General features: G+C 44.9%; 21 protein-coding genes. 17 read left to right on the forward strand and 4 right to left on the reverse strand.

Annotated features, from left to right (window positions below; all coding sequences use genetic code 11):
- Positions 1-11: 11 nt before the first annotated feature.
- The 8 genes from J2Z28_RS13865 to J2Z28_RS13895 all read left to right on the forward strand — a co-directional run bounded on the left by J2Z28_RS13865 (position 12) and on the right by J2Z28_RS13895 (position 8,654).
- A complete protein-coding gene (locus J2Z28_RS13865; RefSeq protein WP_211082941.1) occupies positions 12-1,310 on the forward strand; it encodes a Tle-like phospholipase domain-containing protein in 1,299 nt (432 codons plus the stop codon).
- Between the two features lie 94 nt (positions 1,311-1,404).
- On the forward strand, positions 1,405-2,721 hold the full coding sequence (locus J2Z28_RS13870; RefSeq protein ID WP_211082942.1) for an S-layer homology domain-containing protein: 1,317 nt from the start codon (positions 1,405-1,407) through the stop codon (positions 2,719-2,721).
- A gap of 65 nt (positions 2,722-2,786) precedes the next feature.
- A complete protein-coding gene (locus J2Z28_RS13875) occupies positions 2,787-6,092 on the forward strand; it encodes a DUF5704 domain-containing protein (RefSeq protein ID WP_211082943.1) in 3,306 nt (1,101 codons plus the stop codon).
- 175 nt (positions 6,093-6,267) lie between these two features.
- Positions 6,268-6,576, forward strand: coding sequence for a hypothetical protein (locus tag J2Z28_RS13880; RefSeq protein WP_342357501.1), 309 nt, complete (start codon positions 6,268-6,270; stop codon positions 6,574-6,576).
- Complete coding sequence (locus J2Z28_RS31200) at positions 6,566-7,114, forward strand: lipase family protein (protein ID WP_342357502.1); 549 nt, start codon at positions 6,566-6,568, stop codon at positions 7,112-7,114. The genes J2Z28_RS13880 and J2Z28_RS31200 overlap by 11 nt, the downstream gene beginning before the upstream one ends.
- Before the next feature lie 89 nt (positions 7,115-7,203).
- Complete coding sequence (locus J2Z28_RS31205; RefSeq protein ID WP_244988284.1) at positions 7,204-7,851, forward strand: hypothetical protein; 648 nt, start codon at positions 7,204-7,206, stop codon at positions 7,849-7,851.
- 30 nt (positions 7,852-7,881) lie between these two features.
- Positions 7,882-8,157, forward strand: coding sequence for a hypothetical protein (locus J2Z28_RS13890; protein ID WP_017692363.1), 276 nt, complete (start codon positions 7,882-7,884; stop codon positions 8,155-8,157).
- Positions 8,158-8,477: 320 nt separating this feature from the next.
- A complete protein-coding gene (locus J2Z28_RS13895; RefSeq protein ID WP_211082944.1) occupies positions 8,478-8,654 on the forward strand; it encodes a helix-turn-helix transcriptional regulator in 177 nt (58 codons plus the stop codon).
- Between the two features lie 315 nt (positions 8,655-8,969).
- On the opposite strand, the gene J2Z28_RS13900 is transcribed toward J2Z28_RS13895, so the two are convergent.
- Complete coding sequence (locus tag J2Z28_RS13900) at positions 8,970-9,290, reverse strand: winged helix-turn-helix transcriptional regulator (protein ID WP_036605715.1); 321 nt, start codon at positions 9,288-9,290, stop codon at positions 8,970-8,972.
- 415 nt (positions 9,291-9,705) lie between these two features.
- Here J2Z28_RS13900 and zwf point away from each other — a divergent pair, with 415 nt between their 5' ends.
- The 4 genes from zwf (at position 9,706) to yunB (ending at position 14,510) form a co-directional block, all read left to right on the forward strand.
- On the forward strand, positions 9,706-11,160 hold the full coding sequence (gene zwf, locus J2Z28_RS13905) for a glucose-6-phosphate dehydrogenase (protein ID WP_211082945.1): 1,455 nt from the start codon (positions 9,706-9,708) through the stop codon (positions 11,158-11,160).
- 583 nt (positions 11,161-11,743) lie between these two features.
- Positions 11,744-12,637, forward strand: a complete 894-nt coding sequence (gene gnd, locus J2Z28_RS13910; RefSeq protein ID WP_017692367.1) for a phosphogluconate dehydrogenase (NAD(+)-dependent, decarboxylating) — start codon at positions 11,744-11,746, stop codon at positions 12,635-12,637.
- 86 nt (positions 12,638-12,723) lie between these two features.
- Positions 12,724-13,368 carry a fructose-6-phosphate aldolase gene (fsa, locus tag J2Z28_RS13915; RefSeq protein WP_036605718.1) on the forward strand — a complete coding sequence of 215 codons (645 nt, stop codon included), beginning with the start codon at positions 12,724-12,726 and terminating at the stop codon, positions 13,366-13,368.
- A 263-nt stretch (positions 13,369-13,631) separates the two neighbouring features.
- Positions 13,632-14,510: a sporulation protein YunB gene (gene yunB / locus J2Z28_RS13920; protein ID WP_211082946.1), complete on the forward strand. Its 879-nt coding sequence runs from the start codon at positions 13,632-13,634 to the stop codon at positions 14,508-14,510.
- An 88-nt stretch (positions 14,511-14,598) separates the two neighbouring features.
- On the opposite strand, the gene J2Z28_RS13925 is transcribed toward yunB, so the two are convergent.
- Entirely contained in the window at positions 14,599-15,669 is a 1,071-nt protein-coding gene (locus J2Z28_RS13925) for a M23 family metallopeptidase (RefSeq protein ID WP_342357503.1), read from the reverse strand.
- 240 nt (positions 15,670-15,909) lie between these two features.
- Here J2Z28_RS13925 and lipA point away from each other — a divergent pair, with 240 nt between their 5' ends.
- Both lipA and J2Z28_RS13935 read left to right on the forward strand, forming a co-directional pair.
- Positions 15,910-16,809 carry a lipoyl synthase gene (lipA, locus tag J2Z28_RS13930; RefSeq protein ID WP_211082947.1) on the forward strand — a complete coding sequence of 300 codons (900 nt, stop codon included), beginning with the start codon at positions 15,910-15,912 and terminating at the stop codon, positions 16,807-16,809.
- A 14-nt stretch (positions 16,810-16,823) separates the two neighbouring features.
- Positions 16,824-17,243 carry a YutD family protein gene (locus tag J2Z28_RS13935; RefSeq protein WP_244988285.1) on the forward strand — a complete coding sequence of 140 codons (420 nt, stop codon included), beginning with the start codon at positions 16,824-16,826 and terminating at the stop codon, positions 17,241-17,243.
- A gap of 28 nt (positions 17,244-17,271) precedes the next feature.
- On the opposite strand, the gene J2Z28_RS13940 is transcribed toward J2Z28_RS13935, so the two are convergent.
- Both J2Z28_RS13940 and ylbJ read right to left on the reverse strand, forming a co-directional pair.
- A complete protein-coding gene (locus J2Z28_RS13940) occupies positions 17,272-18,075 on the reverse strand; it encodes an NAD kinase (RefSeq protein WP_036673293.1) in 804 nt (267 codons plus the stop codon).
- 100 nt (positions 18,076-18,175) lie between these two features.
- A complete protein-coding gene (gene ylbJ, locus J2Z28_RS13945) occupies positions 18,176-19,432 on the reverse strand; it encodes a sporulation integral membrane protein YlbJ (RefSeq protein ID WP_211082948.1) in 1,257 nt (418 codons plus the stop codon).
- Positions 19,433-19,584: 152 nt separating this feature from the next.
- On the opposite strand from ylbJ, the gene J2Z28_RS13950 reads away from it, so the two are divergent.
- The 3 genes from J2Z28_RS13950 to J2Z28_RS13960 all read left to right on the forward strand — a co-directional run bounded on the left by J2Z28_RS13950 (position 19,585) and on the right by J2Z28_RS13960 (position 21,146).
- A complete protein-coding gene (locus tag J2Z28_RS13950; RefSeq protein WP_155984997.1) occupies positions 19,585-19,749 on the forward strand; it encodes a hypothetical protein in 165 nt (54 codons plus the stop codon).
- 244 nt (positions 19,750-19,993) lie between these two features.
- Positions 19,994-20,371: a globin domain-containing protein gene (locus tag J2Z28_RS13955; protein ID WP_036605723.1), complete on the forward strand. Its 378-nt coding sequence runs from the start codon at positions 19,994-19,996 to the stop codon at positions 20,369-20,371.
- 43 nt (positions 20,372-20,414) lie between these two features.
- Positions 20,415-21,146: a DUF2225 domain-containing protein gene (locus J2Z28_RS13960; protein WP_211082949.1), complete on the forward strand. Its 732-nt coding sequence runs from the start codon at positions 20,415-20,417 to the stop codon at positions 21,144-21,146.

The raw sequence follows: 21,146 nt of genomic DNA on the forward strand, positions 1-21,146 counted from the left end.
AGGGAGATTAAATGAGTAAGGATGATCTAAACAATAGAAATATAACCGATCAGGTTTATCAACGAATGTCCGATGCAGCTTATAACGATTTTGAGAAAGGAATTGAAATTGAAGGTTTAACGGGCTGGGAAGTACTAGACCAAAAACACAATTCATCTGGCATGGATGCAGTGACCTTTTATAATCCTGATACAAAACAAGCGGTCGTTGCTTTCCGAGGAACGGAAGGTTCCAGTACCTTGGATAGAAAAGCTCCTGATTTAAAAGCGGATGTTCTAAATATTGGTTTTCCTGAAATTGGAGCAACGATCAATAGAGCATTTGACGATCTCCGATTTCCATTGGAAAAGGAAATTTCTAAAGGAATAGAAGACTCGTTAGGTCTATCTCAAGTTGAGGATTGGCTAGGAGAAACTCAAAAAAATATCAGCAAGGGGCTGCGTTTTGAAAATCAACTATATGAGGCTGAAGATTATGTGAAGGAGATGCAGAGCAAATATCCCGATGCAGACTTTACACTTACGGGACATTCATTAGGCGGGGCAAATGCACAATATGTAGCGGTGTATACAGGACTGGATGCAGTCACGTTTAGTGCACCTACCGTCGTGGCATCGTTAACACCAGAAATGCGTAGGAAAGCAGAAGAAGGTGCTTTCGATCGTCAGGTAACCAACTTCATTCATCCTGGGGATTTCATTGCAAGTGGTATGCTGGGAGGATATGAGAGGCACGTGGGTTCAACTCTCGTAATTGATAAAAATTATGACGACTTTAATGCTAGTTACGGTGCTGTGGACAAAATAAAGGATACACTGGGAGGGCCTTCATATCACGATATGAAGCATTACAGCTTCGATGACGATGGGTATATCGATAATACCTTGTATGATGAAATTACGGGAGAACGAGTGAGTTTCTCTCCGCGAAAACCTTCGGATCATAACATCCTGGATCATACACGTGAAGCTTGGGATACCCTATCCAAAGGTTTCAAGTCTGTGGTTAATGTTGTAGGTGGTTACTCGGCAGGAACCATCGAGTTAACGCCAGAAGAATTGAAGGAGATTGCAGGGAAATGGAGTCGCCAAGCACAGGATATGAGCCGTACCTTTGAGCGAATCCAACGGAACTTTTTTGAGTACACTGAGAGCAGTCATAGTCAGCGGCTTGTGCCGATTGTATGGGATCTTCAGATGAGTATTAAGCAGTTAGATGAATGGCATCTGGAACATACATCAGATCTTGTGGATTATATTCAGAACAAGGCCGATTTGTTTATCCAGGCCGATAGTGGTGTGGGAATTTAGTAGTTCTAAAGTTTGTTTATTTATAGCATATGTGACAGCAAGAATTTACATATTGATGAAATTAATTATTCTTATTGAAATGAGGACAACACAGATGAAAAAGAAAGTAATCGTCATGAGTACGATAATAGCCCTTTTAGCAGCGACAGTTCAGGTTCATGCGGAACCATCAATTTCCTTGGATGGTAGTTTAAATAGCAAGCCAATGAATTCAATTACAGATCGTGACGCAGGACAAAAAATATCATTCAAGGATATTCAAGGGCATTGGGCAGTATCCAGTATTCAGGCGGCGCTGGATAAAGGGATTGTTACTGGTTATCCCAATGGCATGTTTTATCCGGAAAATAAAGTAACGCGTGCAGAGTTTCTAAAGCTCATAGTTAGTTCACTGGGCCATGAGGCAGAGCCTACAAAGTCCAATATGCAGTGGTATGATGCATATGTCACATCTGCCAAAGTCAATAAATTGTATGTTGAATCCGATTTTCTATCCTCAGATTGGTCTGAACCCATGACGCGCATGGAAATGGTACACGTGGCGGCACGGGCCATTGGGAAGATTGGTACAGATGATTATGATTTTCTATATCTTGCTGTAAAAAATGGGTTACTTTCGGGTAAGGGAAACGGAAAGCTTGATCCCCAGGGTACAACCACTCGTGCTCAAGCGTTAACCGTTGTAGACCGAATTGGTAAAGTGCGGAGTGGACAGACACTGAAAGTAGATACAGTAGCTTTAAAGAATGCAGAGAGAGCCAAGAATGCGGAGCGGGATCCGTGGGGACGGCTTATTCGAACCACCAATTTGCCTAAAAATGCAAAAGACTTCCCTTATATTTTGGAAGAATATCCGAATGAAATGTATGAGATGAAGCCCAGTATTATTGTAGATACGACTTCTGCCCAACTAGCCAAGATCGATAGAAACTTTAACAATAAGGCTCTAATGGATCAATGGAAACAAACAACGGAGAATTACTATAACTTAATGCTTAACGTAGACTACAGAACAATTGATGAAGAATGGGCCAATACATTATTTACATATCACAATCAGGCTTTCAGGGTGGTACTTGCGGATATGAGACGATATGTGAAGTGGGTTAAGGAAAACAAAATCATCATGACAGGGTCTTTGGTAGCAGAACCTTCTATGGTGACTGATGCGGATAAGCTAGCTGGTTATTTTATTCGAACTAAGTTTAGTTTTGAGATCAAATCTTACATTAAATACGAAAACATCATATTTGATGAACGTTTCATAGATGCTGATACCTTTAAAAAAGGAAAAAAATATGCAGGATATGTAGATATTCCGTTATCTACGAATTCAAATACGTATGATTTGAAGGTCAGTGGCATGGCTACATTATTTAGTGACAACTCTATAGTACGTGAAGTGAAATGAAGAAGCTTCTCAAGAGATTCGTCTTATGTTTTTTGATGGTTTCATTAATAATAGAATTACTGGTTGTGTTCAGTATCAAACCTGTAGCATATGCTGCAGATGATATTCAATTTGAGCCGTTAGGTTCAATTAAATTTAGTACAACCTCAACAGGAGCAACCACATCGATTCGGTATAAAACGGTCGGATTCACAATAGCTCGTAATGCAAGATGCACCTCAACCAATTGTGCCCCTCAACAAGGGGGGCCGCATGGTGTAGTCAGAATTACTCAGGTAGGAGAAGTACATAACACCAATGGAACGGTTACTACATATTTCAATATTCCTGTTAATCAAGTGAATGATGCTTTAGAAGCTGCTGGACTCGAGAAGATAACCAATGGTGGACAGATTTGGTTAAGCTCTATATTTCATGTTATTAACGGATCCAGACCTAATACGGATTTCGTGACTCTTCAGAGTATAAAGAATGCTGAAAGTTGGGCTGACCCAAGTAAGTTCAGACAGTACTATGATATTCCTGTAAAAGTGAATGGATACTATCCAGTTACCAAGATATATCGAACTAGTGAAGGGATAGAGATGTATTCTGCAAAAGTAGAGAGCGACATTGAAGATGTAGATAAAAATTGGCCAGTAGGTAAACCAGTAGATACAGTAATGTTAGATAAAACTTATCCGTTTCAAGGTGACACCTATAAGCTAGTGAAGTCGTATGTTCAGTCTAAACGGAAGTTAAATGAACAGAATTTTGTACAAACGGGTGATCCAGAGAGAAATGCAAAGTTATCAGAAAGAAATTTTACAAATTATCTTGGAGGTACGAATGTAGTAGGTGTATATCGTAAAGTAACGACAGTTATTCCTGATGATCCTATCCCAGACGGGAGGGCAGCCTGCAAACCTACCATCAATCCACCGAATGAAGTGGCTGCACCGCAAACAGCATTTATGGATCCAGGTGCCCAAGGGCATATTCTGGCGGATGATCCAACGAACGGCATTCATTTTGATGCCACGCGCGGGATCCCGACTTCGGAGCACTTGTATGCCAATACGTGGGCGATGAATTATCTGTTCCAGCATACCTTTGGCAAACAGCAAGGTACCATAACCTATGATTGTACCGCGGAACTTACATATGCCCGGACCTGGAAAGTGAAGCAGCCTAACCTGCCAGGGCCGAATGGTACGTCTATCCCGCAGGAAGATACTGAGGATTCGGATACGGTCGATGTGACGTACAGGTTCAGCTTTGACCGAAACTATAGCTATTGGAAAATCAATAACGTCGAACTGTATTCGATCGAGCAGGCTAAAATGGAAAACTATGCTCTCCCGGATGGAAGTCAAATTACACTCTGGCCTCAGGGATATACACCGCCGGAGCTAGAGATGGAACATGACGAAGATGTGGAGATTCATGTCATGCCGCAGGAAACGGGTGAGATCAGCTACGTTCCCGAGGTGTTGGCGAGTTCTGGGTATACACCCTTACCCGTTCCGAATGATGAGGGATTATTAAAAGGCATGGCCGAGGGTCAAACGGGTCCACCCGATGTGAAAAATGATGCATTGGACTTTACCTGGGAGGGTTCGACGACCAACGTCATGGATGGTAGCACGGTCGTTGAAAATGGACCAGACCCGACGCAGATCCCAGCACCAACGAAGATTGGCTCGTATAAAAACACCGGGGAGCAGGTGCTGTATGAAGATCAGCTGTTGATTCCCCGGACACTTTTGAATAAAGCGGATACGGATTCCACGGGGGAAATTCAGTATGCGCTCTATCCCACTACCTTGGGAGGTAGTGGAGGAAAAACCTTTCCAGTCGATCCGATTAACCCCGTCACCGTCCATACCCCAGTCGTGAACTACTCGCTCGTTTCGGATGATCAGCCCCATAACCAGAAAACGGTGCCGAACATGAACCGGTCTGCGCTCATTTTGGAGCGACCATTCACGGTTCGCATCCCGACCAGCGGACAACATCTGGATGCGGGGTCCTATCCGGGATATGGGGATCGGAATTACGCCAAGTATTATCGGATTAAACAAGTCCGGTTTCCTTTTGACGTGTACAGTGCCGACCGAACGCAATTTTATCCGCGAAACACGTGGATCGACATCCAAGTACCTGTACTGGATACGACCTTCTATCTGCCGGTGTGGGTGGATGAAGGAGACTACCAGGTGGAATTCCGGAATATTGCTGAAAATGCCCCGTCGCATTTCAGTACCGAGCCGGAGATTGATGCCCAGCCCGATGCCAACACAGACCTGTACTATCACGCCGCTTCGGACGAAGTCTCGGTGGAGGTCATTGGGCGACTATATGACTTTGAGATTACCGATATCGCCGACTATAACTGGGAACTGGTCTTCCGCCGTTTCAAAAATAGCCTTGCGCCGACCTGGATCAGTTACTGGACCGGCACGCAGGATATCGATGGGGACAAGCGGGGCAACAAACCGCAGTTTACCGTCCCAATTCGCCCGGGCAGTCACCCCCTGCAAGGGTACCAGAATGTGGCGGTGAAAACGGGATACCACTTCAAGTTTGACTTTAAAACGAAAGGCAACATGTTCGGCCCACGAGACGGCATTCGTCTCACGCCAACCTTTGATTTTGTAAGTAAGGATGGAAGCGAACGTGTGCCCGTGGATATGTATTACTCCACCAACCAGCGTAACTTTATTCGTATCGGTTCGACAGAAGATCAAGTGAAGCGGTTCGTGATTTTGAACGATCGGCTTCGTCAAGTTCCGTCCGAACAACTGCGAGATACAGCGACGTACAAATACAACCGATATGGTGAAATCCATCCAGGGATGATGAGTGAACGAGCATATCAAGAGTACTATCGAGACAAGTTTACGAAAATGAAAACTCCGGTAGGTGGATATAGCCTGCTCTTGATGCCAGAACAGTTGCGGACATTTATCGGTCCGAAAACGAATATTCCAACGACCGCCAGTGCAGATGTACTTCGTGCGAATGCAGCCATTCAACAATGGTACGGGGAATACAGTTTGCCTGCCGAGCCCTATGTGGTGCAAGCGGGAACAAACTTGGCTGAGTATGGACGTACGCACGGCGGATTGGATGCTAAATCGCCGATCTTCCTGAAGGATGGGTATATCGTGGTGAACTTCAACTTCGAGTCCATTCGGGAGGGAAATCTGGCGGCACCGCATCTGCAGTATATCCATGCCCCGCTAATGAACCAATGGTTGCTAGAAGGATTCCAGCGTGAGGTAGAGGATAGCTACGAAAACAGCTTTACATTGCGGGATGGAGACGTAGTCTTTTACCATGCGGATCGCTCCAGCCGCGATGATTTCAGTGCGCAGGTACCGCATTAAAGAAAACGCAAGTTTGTTTTATTGATTAGATCCTGATAGAAGAAATCCTTTTACCGAGGATTTCTTCTATCTATTTACAAATAGATCCATAAAGTGAGGGATGGATGTGTCCCGGATGATAAAAATAATTACATTTACCATAATGATAGTTTTCATTTTAGGAGGGTGTTTAAGAGTGGATACAAAAGATAAAGATCAAGAAATTATAGATCGTTCGGAGGCCATTGCTATTCAGTATTTGAAAGAAACATATGATTTGGATGTGATAATTACAGAAAAGAAAATTTTGCCTAAAATGGCGATGAGTTGGGTTACCGTATCTGGACATGTAACAGATCATGAGAATTTTATCTTCAGCGTGTCAGTTGATTACGAGTCGAATGAAAAGGAATCTTTCAGTTTTAATACAGAATTAGAAGAGCTTTTAGTTAGTGAGGGCTATGACCCATATATTAGAGATAGAGGTGGAAATAGTGGGAAATAGGGACATTAGTGATCTAACCTATAAAAAAATGTCGAGCGAAGCATACAATGATTTTAAGACTAACAAAATAGATAGTCTCCCAGGCTGGGAAATAATAGACCAAAAACATAATTCATCTGGCATGGATGTAGTGACCTTTTACAAACCTGATACTAAACAAGCTGTCATTGCTTTCCGAGGAACGGAAGGCTCCAGCACTTGGGATAGAAAAGCTCCTGATCTAAAAGCGGATGTTCTAAATATAGGTCTTCCTGAAATTGGAGCAACGATCAATAGAGCTTTTGACGATCTCCGATTTCCATTGGAAAAGGAAATTTCTAAAGGAATAGAAGACTCGCTAGGTCTTTCTCAACTTGAGGATTGGCTAGGGGACACTCAAAAAAACATCAGCAAGGGGCTGCGTTTTGAAAATCAGCTATATGAGGCTGAAGATTATGTGAAGGAGATGCAGAGTAAGTATCCAGACGCGGACTTCACACTCACAGGACATTCTTTGGGTGGAGCCAAACGCAATATGCAGCTGTGTATACTGGGATAGATGCAGTAACATTTAGTGCGCCTACCGTCGTCGCATCATTGACGCCAGAAATGCGCAGAAAAGCGGAAGAGGGAGGTTTTGACCGGCAAGTGATCAACTTTATTCATCCGGGAGATTTCATTGCAAGTGGTATGCTTGGAGGATATGAGCGGCATGTAGGTTCGACCTTAGTGATTGATTTCAATTATGACGATTTCAACGCAAGTTATGGCCTCAATGCCCATGAAAAATATAACGATACACTGGGAGGGCCTTCATATCACGATATGAAGCATTACAGCTTCGATGACGATGGGTATATCGATAATACCTTGTATGATGAAATTACGGGAGAACGAGTGAGTTTCTCTCCGCGAAAACCTTCGGATCATAACATCCTGGATCATACACGTGAAGCTTGGGATACCCTATCCAAAGGTTTCAAGTCTGTGGTTAATGTTGTAGGTGGTTACTCGGCAGGAACCATCGAGTTAACGCCAGAAGAACTGAAGGAGATTGCAGGGAAATGGAGTCGCCAAGCACAGGATATGAGCCGTACCTTCGAGCGAATCCAACGGAACTTTTTTGAGTACACCGAGAGCAGTCATAGTCAGCGGCTTGTGCCGATTGTATGGGATCTTCAGATGAGTATTAAGCAGTTAGATGAATGGCATCTGGAACATACATCAGATCTTGTAGATTATATTCAGAACAAGGCGGATTTGTTTATCCAGGCCGATAGTGGAACAGTAGCTTAACGAGCATTGGTAGAAAGGCAGGAAGATGTAATGAGTGGAAGCAGTATAGCCATGGACTTGGATCAGTTATTACAGGCAGAACAAGAGTTGGATCTTATCCTTAGCGAATTGAGAGAAAACGAGAGAGAAGCACGAGTATTGTATGGGAAGCTGAACACCTGGAAGGGACAATCAGCAGACAAACTTCGAATCAAGGTGGAAGTGTTCTTTTATCAGCTGGATACTCGGACACAGTTACTCCTTAAACAAAAACAGGAAATGTTAGATGCGATCAAGAGAATAAAGGATGCGGATGGAAGCTATTGATTGTATAATGAGATTTTATTTTTATTTTACATAAAAATTTGTTTTAATTTTGAAATAATGATCTAATCCAAAATAATAAGTAATTATTATGACTATCTAAAAATGCCACTTCACGTAATAGTGAGGTGGCATTTTTTGTGCTACGTTTGTTACGTCTACAACCCCGAAAAATCAATAGACCCGGTCCCTTCATCCAATTATCTTCGAGAACGCTTCAAGAAAATAATCTCCATAGTCATGGATTAGATCAATAAAAAGAAGAAGCAGATGATACGCTTTCGCAATTAGCGGATTCACGTCATTTGAGACACTTGGAGAAGATGATGTGGTGGATTGAAAATCAATTCGATTATGTGATCAGATTGGACCAAATGGCGGCAGATGTTCACCTGTCCAAATCGTATGCTTACTGTATTTTTCATCAAGAGACAGGTAGCAGCATTACGGAACACGTCAAAGCTCGAAGGTTGAAGCAGGACTATCACTCCTTGAGATAACATCACTTTGGTGGAAGAGGAGGGGCAGGCGTACCGGGTTTCCAAATGGACCGTATTTCATCCAGTTTTTTCCCAAAACTGCCTAAAAGAACCCGCTGTAGTATCGGCAACAATTTGAACGAAGCAGTAAGCATTAATTTGGTTTGCAAAATAATAGCGTTATTACGTCTCTATACACAATTAGTATTTACCGTTTGAAGTAAATAAATCCCGGATGCGGATTGCACTAGCCAGTTGCTAAATGCGATACTCCACCTCCGGGATTGTACATCGGTAACCTTCAAGCCAAATAAACATTAAGGATTCTTCAAGCTGTTACAGCCACTTATCAGCCCAACGTTCCACGGCGCTTAGCGCTCTCCCCAGTTCCGTGCCTTTTCGTGACAACATATATTCAGTCCGAACTGGACGTTCCGTGACCACATGGCGAACCACAAGTCCTTCTTCCTCCAATTCCTTCATTCGCTCATTTAACACACGTTTGCTCAAGTCAGGGATATAAGCGTGAATCTCACTGAAGCGTTTGGGTTCCTCCATCAACGCATGGATAATGAGGGCTACCCATTTTCGGCCAATGATCTGATAAGATTGTTCCACTTTTGTACATATTTGCTTGGCATTCTCATCATCGCTCATAATTGTACTCCTTTGATTTAATATTGCTTGTAATATCATTAGTATACTTATTGTAACCTACTTGTCCACAAGCCATATGTGTAAAATGTCACATACCAATTGTTCTTAATGTTACCACATAAAGCGTTATCATCAAATAAAAACCCTATAAACACTGGAGTTCACAGGTTCGACACGATTATTGACGAATTGTGACGACAGGTGTAATATGGGTAACGTTAATTCAAATGGTTACAATTTATAACCTAAACACAGGTTGTGGAGAGAAGGAATGTTCCATGGTTGAATTCAAGTGCGTTATATAAACGGAGGCAAGGCGGGGAACACACCCACTTATTCCGTCTTTTGTCATGCTTGGATTTGAACATTTTGCAACATCATATACTATACTGCACAGATCACAGGAGGCACTCCAATGGATGCAATGACATTTGTCCTGTTCGGGGCAACAGGCGATTTAGCCAAACGCAAGATTTACCCTGCATTATATAACTTGTACATGGATCAGAAAATGCCGAAATCTTTCTCCGTTATCGGATTGGGACGACGTGAATTGTCGGATACGGACTTCCAGGCGAATGTTGAAAAGTCACTGCATGAATTCTCACGTCAGACGCCGGAAGAAGCATCTCAGGTTCGTGATTTCATTGGAGCTTTCCGTTATTGTTCTTTAAATAATACGAAGCTTGAAGATTACACCAAACTGTTGGAACTGGTTCAACAGCGTGAACAAGAGCTTAACATTCCTGAAAACCGCATGTTCTACATGTCGGTGGCACCGGAATTCTTTGAGCCAATCGCACTGAACATTCAAGAAAGTGGCCTGGGTAACACCAAAGGCTGGAAGAAACTGATTATCGAAAAACCATTCGGACACGACCTGCAATCAGCTCGTGATTTGAACGAAAAACTGAGCAATACCTTTGCGGAAGAAGAAATCTATCGCATTGACCATTTCCTCGGTAAACCGATGGTTCAAAATATTGAGACGCTCACCTATGCAAATCCAGTGATTCAGGCGTTGTGGTCTAACCGTTATATTGCCAATGTACAGATTACGGCAAGTGAGACGGTGGGTGTTGAAGAACGTGCCGCGTATTACGACCAAAGTGGTGCTCTTCGTGACATGTTCCAAAACCATATGCTTCAGTTGCTGATGATGATTGGTTTGCATTTGCCAAAACGTTGCACACCGGAAGAAATTCAATTCAAAAAGCAAAAAATTGCTGAAGCACTTCGTCCGTTGACAAAAGAAAATATCGCTTCTGAAGTTGTTCGTGCGCAATATGCAGCAGGTGAGCTGCAAGGTTCCTCGGTTGTTGGATATTTGGACGAGCCTGGCATTCCAGCCGGATCCCAGAACGAGACCTATGTTGCCGCAAGACTTTGGATCGATGATCCATTCTGGAGCGAGGTTCCATTTTATATCCGTACAGGTAAACGCCTGACTGAGAAATCCACCAGAATCGTTGTTGAGTTCAAGGCACCACTGAAGACCGGTCATGAAGCCGAAAATACAACGGAACCTAACCTGCTGACGATTGAAATTGGTCCGGGAGAAAGCATCTCGCTTCAATTAAATGCGAAGAATCCATTGAACCATGGTGAAGTGGAACCAATGCATATGACCTTCAACTCAGGTAAACGTAACATCCCTGAAGCTTACGAGAATCTGATCTTTGATGCGATGCGTGGAGATTCCACCTTCTTTGCACACTGGAACGAAGTGGAGCTGGCATGGCAATGGGTGCAACCGATTCAGGAAGCATTCGAAGCAGGCAGCGTGCCACTGGATACGTACAGCGCAGGTTCGCATGGACCAGAGTCAGCAGATCGTCTGACAGCAGCAGACGGTTACCGTTGGTGGTAAGTGAAACAAAAGAGTGAGCATAAGAGAACACAAATAGTAAAAACAACTTTACAATCCGTTCTGCTCACAAATAATCATTTGCACAAATCCAAACAAACCTTTTCAAGTCAACAGGATATAGAACGAAATGTTTTATTCCCCTAGAGCTTGTACTCAGGAGCAAGTTGGATCGAGTGTGCAAAATGCTGATATATACAGTATCTATTGTGAATTATACCGTTCCAATTTTGCATAAGCCCTTCCGGTTATGTGGCCGGAAGGCCGTGAAAATTTTTGAATATAGATTAGCTGTTCAGTTTTAAAATGGGTTGGCTTGAACGCTGAGAATGTAGTGTAGGGGACGAAATCGATTCTGTAGAAGCAAAGCTAAAAGCTTTCTGGAAGAAAGCTACTTCGTAAGCATACACTTCGCCTTTATCCCCGGATTTTCTCCTATTATAGGAGATTCAAAAAATCTGGGGATAACAGCGATCAAAAGAACGATTCGTGACCGGAACGGTTACTTCGCCAAACGTTAAGCACTTATTTTTAATTTTGAACGCAAATGAAATTTAAACATTGTTCATAACAGGAGGATTTTGAAATGAAACTTGGACTTGTCGGATTAGGAAAAATGGGATTGAACCTGGGTAGAAATCTGATTGATCACAAACACGAAGTGGTTGCTTTTGACCTGAACGCTGAAGCAGTTAATGAAATGAAAGAATACGGCGCTGAAGGCGTATCTTCTTACGCAGAGATGGTGGCTTCGCTCGAATCCCCACGCGTATTGTGGATCATGGTTCCCCACAATGTAGTAGACGCTGTATTGGCTGAAGTTAGCCCATTGTTGTCCAAAGGCGACATCATTATTGAAGCGGGTAACTCCCACTACAAAGAATCCATTCGTCGTTACGAAGAGATGAAACCTAAAGGCATTCATTACATGGATGCAGGTACATCTGGCGGTATGGAAGGCGCACGTAATGGAGCATGTTATATGATCGGTGGAGACCCGGAAGCTTGGGCAATTGTTGAACCGGCATTCAAAGATACTTCCGTGGAGAATGGCTACCTGTATGCTGGTAAAGCGGGCAGCGGTCACTTCCTCAAAATGGTTCACAATGGTATCGAGTACGGTATGATGGCATCCATCGGTGAAGGTTTTGACGTATTGGAGAAAAGTGGATTTGATTTCGACTTCGAACAAGTGGCTCGCGTATGGAACAACGGTTCCGTTATCCGCTCTTGGTTGATGGAGCTGACAGAACGTGCCTTCTCCAAAGATGCAAACCTCGATGAAATTAAAGGCGTAATGCATTCTTCCGGTGAAGGACGCTGGACGGTAGAAACGGCATTTGACCTTCAAACCGCTACACCGGTTATCGCTTTGTCCTTGTTGATGCGTTACCGTTCCCTGGAAACAGACACATTCACAGGTAAAGTGGTAGCAGCATTGCGTAATGAATTTGGCGGTCACGCTGTAGAGAAAAATTAATTTTATATATAACTGTTAACATATGATGAACATCGGGTAATGACTTATATCGTGTTTACGAATTCATCAAGTGGAGGGAACATATCATGAAATTTTTCTTGGATACAGGGAATGTGGAAGAAATCAAACGGATCGAACGTCTGGGTCTGGTGGATGGAGTCACGACTAACCCGTCTTTGATTGCCAAAGAAGGTCGCGTATTTAAAGAAGTCATTCAGGAGATCTGTGGCGTTGTTAAAGGCCCGGTCAGTGCTGAAGTCATCGGTCTCAAAGCCGAGGATATGTTGAAGGAAGCTTATGAAATTGCAGAATGGGCACCGAATGTAGTCATTAAATTGCCGATGACCGAAGATGGGTTGTACGCTTGTCATGAGTTGACGCAAAAAGGGATTAAAACCAATGTCACGCTGATTTTCTCCGCAGCACAGGGCCTGATGGCGGCGAAAGCCGGTGCAACCTACATCAGTCCATTCGTTGGTCGCTTGGACGATATTGCGGTGGATGGTATGAAATTGATTCGTGATCTGCGTCTTATTCTGGACATGTATGATCTGCCTTCCGAGATTATCGCAGCAAGCATTCGCAATATCAAACATGTAGAGGATGCAGCCCTTTCCGGTGCGCATATTGCCACCATCCCAGGTTCGCTTCTGCCAACACTTTGGAAACACCCACTGACGGACAGCGGGATTGAACGTTTCCTGAAAGACTGGGAATCTGTTCCAAAATAAAAGGAAAGACATTACCTGAATCTTTGGGTGGTCTGAACATAAAGCCTTTCGCCTTGCAGAGTAATCTGCGGGCGAAAGGCTTTTTTATCTCGATTTTATGTAGTTTCCGATTTCCGGTTAGGTTAGCCAAAGAGGAGTACTTGTCCCTTTCATGTTGTTGTACTTTCTGTCCAGTGTCCACGTACTGTCCTTCTTTTTCGGGACAACGGTGCATAAGGTTAACATATAGCCTATAGCTCATCCCGCAGGGGAGGGACACTTCGATGATGAGAAGAAAATGGCGAAGCCGGAGACGCCGTAAGCCGCCAAGCGGCAAACGCAAAATGTGGTTGATCATTTTATTGGTCACCGCGTTTTGTTTGATGCAGGGCTTTGCTTATGTGGATAAAAAGATGAAGCCCCCCATCATGCACTTGGCCAAGATCAGAGTGAAGCAGATTGCGACTGAAGCGATCAACAAGGCGATTACAGCACAGGTTGCCGATGGCAAAACCAACGAAGGACTGATTGACTGGAAGACGGATACCGCCGGGAAAGTGTCCGGTTTCATGCTGAACTACAATGAGCATATGCGAATCACCGCAAGTACGATGAATATTGTGCAATCCACGTTGCAGAATGTACACATGTTAAAAGAAAAAATCCCGCTGGGGCAGGCGCTGGGCAGTCCGGTGTTGGCTTCATTTGGCCCGAGTATACCGGTTCGTATTGAGCCCCAAGGCGCTGTCAAAGTGGATCTGAACACCCGTCAACAGAATGCGGGCATTAACATGATTTTGGTGGAAGTGTACATTCACATCATTGCTGAGGTCGCGGTCGTGGTGCCCTTCGACATGGAGCCCGAAACGGTCGATACGGAAATCCCGATTTCCTACCTTCTGGTTGTCGGGGATGTGCCAATGTATTATTACGATAATCAGGGCAAGCCAGTGGGCAGTAACGGCAGTAATGCCCCAGCTATTGCGCTGCCATCAGGTCATACGGGTGTATCAAGCGGTAATGGAGTAACTACGAATCCCCCTAGCCAGAACCAGCAACAGACGCCTTCAGACCCTTTGCAAGGGAATGAACTTGAAATTGAGCCGGATGATCTGCCTGATGTGAATGGGGGATTGCAGCTCAATAAGGACGGGCACCCATGATACACACAAATTTGAATTGCAAAGCAAAGAAAGGGGCCTCAATTAAAGAGGTCCCTTTTTCGCTTTGCTGATCGTGCATATCCTCGTCTCACTTGCTTTTCTTGCTCTTTTGTTTGCGTTCATCCTGTTCCCAATGTTTCAGCTGTGGATAAGGATCGAACGACCATTCGTGCAGTCCGCTGTCGCGATAGATTCCATAGTGCAGATGTGGAGGGAATTTGCCCTGTGTCCCAGGTTTCCCGTAACCCGAACTTCCAACCCAACCTACGACCTGACCGGGGATCACAACTTCACCGATGCGTGCACTTTTGTCAAAACCCGAGAGGTGGGCGTAGTAATGATAATGATTGTTCAAATCCCGAATTCCGATGCGCCAGCCGCCAAACGGGTTCCAGCCTTTAATTTCCACGACCCCATAACAGGTGCTACGCACCGGCAGGCCATGCGGAGCGAAGATATCCGTTCCCTCATGAATGCGATAACCGCCCCAGCTTCTTTTTGTCCCCCAGGTACTGCGATAGGAGTAGTTGGTTCCGAGCGGGACCGGAAAGGCATGTCCGAATAGATCCAGATTGTCAAAATGCTCATATAACTTCGCGAATTGTTGTATCCGTTGCACAGCACGGGAGTTGTGATAATATTCCCACAAGGCAATGTTGAAGTCCTCTTGTTTGTTCCCGTAACCTTGAATAACAGAAGCCATGCTGTACATCACATCCTGATCATTGTTGGCATCCGCTATACCGTCTCCTGAACCATCCCGTCCATATCCTTTGAAAAAAAGAATGGATTCCGGATGTTGATCCGTCTCATCGGGATTTAGCCATCCTCTCCAGGCCGGAGGGGTCATGAAAATACCCGTAAGCCGCTCCGGATGCTTACGATCCTTTGGGTGTGCACGAGTAATCGTTCGTTCATACTGATCAATAGCAGCAAGCCTGTACCAGGGAATCTGGGTCATCTGACCGATGGTTTCATATAAATGGCGACGTGCAGCGAAAATTTCTGCGGGTTTTAACTCGGTAGCCTGTGGTTTGGGAGCGGCCTGGGTGGGTTCACTGTAAACTTCAACAGGCAAGAATGGGAGAAGCAGAGTACCTGCAAGTAATGTTTTGATCCAAAAGCGGTACGTGTGCCTGAAGGTCAAGCGTTGTTGCACTGGGAAGCAGCCCCTTTCCATTAGAATGATACAAGGTACCCGATGAACCAAGCTAAAGGTTAGCGTTCTTCAAAAGTTCTCATTTTATCCATGTAAGCTCTTGGGGCGAATCCAATTATACAAATTGTCCATATCGGGCATGAATGCACAAGATGTGACAAATGGGGGTTTTTCCAGCGCTTTCATGGTATAATATGTTCCGAGCAACAGCCTAACTTCAGTAGAAAGAAGGTTTATGCATTGGCTAAACGTGTTAAAGAACCGAAGCCGGATTGGATTCGGATCAAATTGACAACCGGCGATAACTATCAGGAAATGAAAACGATGATGCGTTCCAAAACGCTGCATACGGTATGTGAGGAAGCACGGTGTCCGAATATTTATGAATGCTGGGCCAATCGAACGGCCACTTTTATGATTTTGGGCGATATTTGCACAAGGGCATGCCGTTTTTGCGCGGTGAATACAGGCTTGCCAACGGAGCTTGATTTGCAGGAACCAGAACGTGTGGCGGAAGCAGCAGAGCAGATGAATCTGCAACACTGCGTAATTACAAGTGTAGCCCGTGATGACTTGAAGGATGGTGGAGCTACGATCTTTGCAGAGACGGTAAAGGCCGTACGGCGGCGGTTACCATTGTGCAGCGTTGAAGTACTTATTCCAGACTTTCTGGGCGAGCGGGAATCTTTGCAGATTGTAATGGATGCCAAACCGGACATTTTGAATCACAATATTGAGACGGTTGAGCGGTTGTCAGACAAAGTGCGTGCCAAGGCGAAATATAAACGTTCACTGGAATTGCTTGCTCGTGCCAAAGAAATGCAACCTAACATCCCTACGAAATCAAGCATTATGCTTGGTGTAGGTGAGGAATATAATGAAATTTTATCAACAATGGATGATCTTCGTGCGGTGAACTGTGATATTATGACGATTGGTCAATATTTACAGCCATCGGAGAAACATCTGTATGTTGAAAAGTATTATCCGCCAGAGGAGTTCGCTGCATTGAAACAGGAAGGATTAAAACGTGGGTTCAGCCACGTCGAATCCGGCCCGATGGTACGCAGCTCCTACCATGCGCATGAACAGGTGAAATCGGCTACCAAACATGCTGAACAGGCGGCAACACACGCGTGATGGAGGATACCGGATTGGAAGAAGAAAAAAACACAGAACAGATTCAGGACCAACTTCAGGAACAGATCCAGGAGCCGGCTCAGGAATCGGTTGTTGAGTCAGTTGAAGAAAAGCCCAAAGAACCGGTCATTGTACAGATCGGCGGCAAAAATTATGAAATCGTCCAGAACCACAAAGAAGGCTGGAATCCAGAGGTTTTCCGTGATCGTTACAGTGAAGTGCTGGAGCGTTATGATTATATAATCGGAGACTGGGGTTATAGCCAGTTAAGGTTAAAAGGTTTTTACCGTGATAACCATCCAAAAGCGACAAAGGATTCCACAATCGCCAGTATGGTGGATTATATCAATGAATATTGTAACTTTGGCTGTGCGTACTTTGTGCTTCAGAAGAGCAAAGATCAACCTCAAGCCAAAGCAAAAAGCGGTTCCTGAGAAGGACCGCTTTTTTGGTGTGTTTATTTTAGTCAAGAAATGCCGTGCGAACCCGGTTCCAGAATGGATAAGGGCGGAAACGTGCGAAACTGACCTTGTGACTGGATACCTGACAACGGACGGAGATCAGATCCTCCACCATCACATTTACATGATCAATCGTCATCAATAACCGCTGATCCTTACGGGAGAAAATATCACAATGATGATGCTTGGGCAAAATAACCGGTGAACCAAGTGTCCGATAGACCCGGTTATTAATCGATGCAATCTCCGCAATCTGAATCGCCTCAATGGTTGGATGAACCATGGCCCCGCCAAGGGCCTTGTTGTATGCCGTGCTGCCTGATGGCGTGGATACACAGATGCCATCCCCACGGAACATCTCAAATGTCACATCGTTAATATCGACCTGGGCCACGACGGTACCGTCTACACCTTTTAACGTAAATTCATTAAGGGCGATGTAAGAGGAGTTCCCTGACTTTTTCCGAATCTCAAGCTCCAAGAGTGGGTATTGTACAATCCGTGGTTTGAGACGCTCCGGATCTCCCTTGCCACTCATCAGCCTGACTAACTCGCGTAATTCTTCCTTCTTCCAATCGGCGTAAAAGCCGAGATGGCCTGTATGAACCCCAACAAAAGCAATATCTGGAATACGGTCGATGAAATTGTGAAATGCCTGTAGCATCGTACCATCGCCCCCGATGGAGATCACAATCTCCGGCGATTCTGCATCCAGCTTGAACCCTTCTTCCTTCGCCAGCGCATGAAACTGCTGACTGAGATCAATCGATAACTGGTCTCCGCGGTCTTGAACATAGTATCTCAAGATGAAAGCTCCTTTGTGGTCATTATACTACCGATGATAATCAATTCCGCGGAAGAACACAACGTTTGGGCGCATATTCAGTTAAATATAGATGAATCGTTCACTTATTTTTGGTATGTCGTCTAGGCTTGAGAATGGAACTTAATATCGCAAGGAATAACAACAACACGATGAGGCTTACAAAAACAATCATTCCGGATAAGAAAATCAGTCCCCAGTCCGGTGTATACGTTGATAACGATGGGATGAAACCGGGCTCCATGAGAACGGGTGAAGAGGAACGCCCCATCAGGGGTGTCCACAACAGCAGGACCAGCATAGGTGCGATTAGCGCATGGATTGCTCTGGCAAATAGAAATGGACCGTATCTCATGGGTGTGTTGCTAAGAACACTCATAATCTGTGCATGGACGGATAATCCACCCCAAGAGAGAACAAAGGCTGCTGCTGCTACTTTATAGACAAGTGGGATGGATGCCCCGGCACTCCCAGCCTCTTTGTTCCCCAGCGTTACTTCAAACAGCCCACCGACCAAGCTAGGAGATAAGGATGGAGGCAGTCCGCTATGTCGTAACAATTGCTCGGTTATCCCGTATAATCCGCCAAGCCAACCGGTCTGGACAAGTAGCTCCATCATGACCGAGAAGAATACAACCAGCCCTCCTACGATAATAATAAGGCGAAGGGATGAGGAGACTGCCTGGCGCAGCAGTTCACCGAATGCCCGTCCGTCAGCTTTTCTTGCTTCATGCATCGCATAGATGGCCCGAATCAGTCTGTTTCTAGGTATCCCCTCCGATGGAGATCCAGAAGAGATGTCTGGCTGTGAGCCTTTTGCTGTACCCCCGTGAAAACGCATGAGCATACCCACCAGAAAAGCTGCAGCGTAATGGCTCGCAACTAATACTGGAGCAATGGCGACATTATGGAAGAACCCAACCGATACCGCTCCAATCATGAAGATCGGATCGGATGATGTAGTGAAGGCAACGAGCCGTTCTCCTTCTTCACGGGTAACCAGTTTTTGTTCCCATAACTGAGCGGTCAGTTTCGCCCCTGTAGGATAACCGGATGCACAGCTCACGGCAAATACAAAACCACCGCTTCCGGGAACACGAAACAATGGACGCATCAGTGGATTCAGCAAGGTACCTAGAAAATGAACAATGCCAAAGCCGAGCAACAGCTCGGACAGCACCAAAAAAGGAAAAAGGGAGGGAAACAATACGTCCCACCAGATGGACAGTCCACGTACACCTGCATGCCAGGTTTCCGCTGGATACAAGACCATTAACACACAAAGGATCAGGAGAGCGAGTGTGACCAGGACATGGGTGAGTCGTTGTGAAGCAGCCATGAATTCTTCTCCTTTATTTTTGGAATGGTCGGTGTGCGGAAGTCTGTGATGTTATTGCCATAAATATATGAAAAAAAGTGGACAAACAGTACAAAATTATACGTAGAAAGCGCTTGCAAAAGTGGCTGTGTTTTTGAGTGATGTGTGCTAAAATGAGAAAAACGCCTGAACGTCACCTAATTGTCTCCAAGGTGGAATTCAATTCGGATGGAGTGATGATCATGAGTCTTGTCACCGGAATCCTGGTCTGTGCTTTTGTATATGTGATACGTGCCTCGCTGGTACGCTCTGAGGAAGAGGACTGGCGGAGTTATTAATGAAATATCTAGTGCGCCAACCCAAGCGGTTGGCGCTTTTTTTGTGTTACGTTTTGAATAAGGTCCTATATACAGATGGCAGGTTACATGTCCTGATGATTTCATGTTATATAGGACTTTTTGGTTTTTTTTGATAGAATGGAGATAAAGGCTTTTGTGGCCTGGATATTGTTACTGTTTTCACAATGTTCACGGAACGTGTAATATATGGCAAAATTCGACATCAGAAAGGGGAATCAGACGAATGAATCCCAGTTTGAGTATTTATGACAATCTTGGCGGTGAGAAAGGTGTTCGCGCATTAGTCGAGGCTTTCTATCCGATCGTTCAGCAGAATGAGCAGCTGGCTCCGCTTTTCCCGGAAGATATTCAGCCGGTCATCGACAAGCAGTATATGTTTTTGTCTCAATTTTTTGGAGGACCAGGGCTGTTTTCCGAGGCGTTTGGACATCCAATGATGCGTGCCCGTCATATGCACTTTGAAGTGACTGTTGAACGGGCTGAGGCGTGGCTTGCATGTATGGATCAAGCCTTAACACAGATTGGTGTGGAGGAGCCCCTGCATTCGTTTATCCTGCAGCGTTTATCCGGGCCTGCACATCATTTTGTGAATACACCGTAGATCCGAATATGATTACAAGCGTACGGGAGAGGGATGGAAGAGATTGGAATTAGAGCCGCTGTATAAGGTGAAAGTGACCTGCCATTATTGCGAAACCGAGTATGAAACTTCACGGGTAAGACCGAGTTTGAAAAGGCCCTACCGGACGGATTCGGATTTTTGTGCTTACTACAAGCTGGAGAATCCAGATTTTTATGTGGTTCGCATCTGTCCGCAGTGCGGGTTTGCCACGACGGAGAACGCAACGGAGCATTTAAATGATGCTCAGCGCAAGGCTTTTAAGGAACAGATCGGTAACCGCTGGGTTAAACGTGATTATAGCGGAGCGCGAACACTGGAACAGGCGTTGGCAACGTACAAGCTTGCCTTGCTGTGCGCACAGGTTATCCGGGAGAAAGATCGTGTCGTTGCTGGTCTGTTGCATCATATAGCTTGGTTGTATCGTTATATGGAGGACCATACACAGGAACATCGTTTTCTTGAATTTAGCCTGGAAGCCTATGTGAAGGTGTTCGAACGTGAAGGAACGGGTGGCAATGAAGCCAAACTGTTGTATTTGCTCGGGGAATTGAACCGCAGGGTAGGGCGGTTTAATGAAGCAGTGCAATGGTTCAGCAAGGTCATTCATGACAAGCGGATCACAGATGCGGCCATGATTCGTGCTTCAAGGGAACAGTGGGCCGTGCTGCGTGAGCAGATGATTTCAAGTAAGTTGGAACTCCCTGAAGAGATGCTGGAAACAGACAAAGAGGCTGCGAAGCGCAGCCCCCTCTAG

The sequence above is a fragment of the Paenibacillus xylanexedens genome (assembly GCF_017874615.1).
In the GTDB taxonomy this organism is placed as follows: domain Bacteria; phylum Bacillota; class Bacilli; order Paenibacillales; family Paenibacillaceae; genus Paenibacillus; species Paenibacillus xylanexedens.

Coding starts and splice junctions, on each gene's coding strand:
- J2Z28_RS13900 (WP_036605715.1), bottom strand. CDS start 9,290: ATGAGCGATGATGAGAATGCCAAGCAAATATGTACAAAAGTGGAACAA.
- gnd (WP_017692367.1), top strand. CDS start 11,744: ATGAAACTTGGACTTGTCGGATTAGGAAAAATGGGATTGAACCTGGGT.
- J2Z28_RS13870 (WP_211082942.1), top strand. CDS start 1,405: ATGAAAAAGAAAGTAATCGTCATGAGTACGATAATAGCCCTTTTAGCA.
- ylbJ (WP_211082948.1), bottom strand. CDS start 19,432: ATGGCTGCTTCACAACGACTCACCCATGTCCTGGTCACACTCGCTCTC.
- J2Z28_RS13865 (WP_211082941.1), top strand. CDS start 12: ATGAGTAAGGATGATCTAAACAATAGAAATATAACCGATCAGGTTTAT.
- J2Z28_RS13890 (WP_017692363.1), top strand. CDS start 7,882: ATGAGTGGAAGCAGTATAGCCATGGACTTGGATCAGTTATTACAGGCA.
- J2Z28_RS13950 (WP_155984997.1), top strand. CDS start 19,585: ATGAGAAAAACGCCTGAACGTCACCTAATTGTCTCCAAGGTGGAATTC.
- fsa (WP_036605718.1), top strand. CDS start 12,724: ATGAAATTTTTCTTGGATACAGGGAATGTGGAAGAAATCAAACGGATC.
- zwf (WP_211082945.1), top strand. CDS start 9,706: ATGGATGCAATGACATTTGTCCTGTTCGGGGCAACAGGCGATTTAGCC.
- J2Z28_RS13895 (WP_211082944.1), top strand. CDS start 8,478: ATGATGTGGTGGATTGAAAATCAATTCGATTATGTGATCAGATTGGAC.
- J2Z28_RS13955 (WP_036605723.1), top strand. CDS start 19,994: ATGAATCCCAGTTTGAGTATTTATGACAATCTTGGCGGTGAGAAAGGT.
- yunB (WP_211082946.1), top strand. CDS start 13,632: ATGATGAGAAGAAAATGGCGAAGCCGGAGACGCCGTAAGCCGCCAAGC.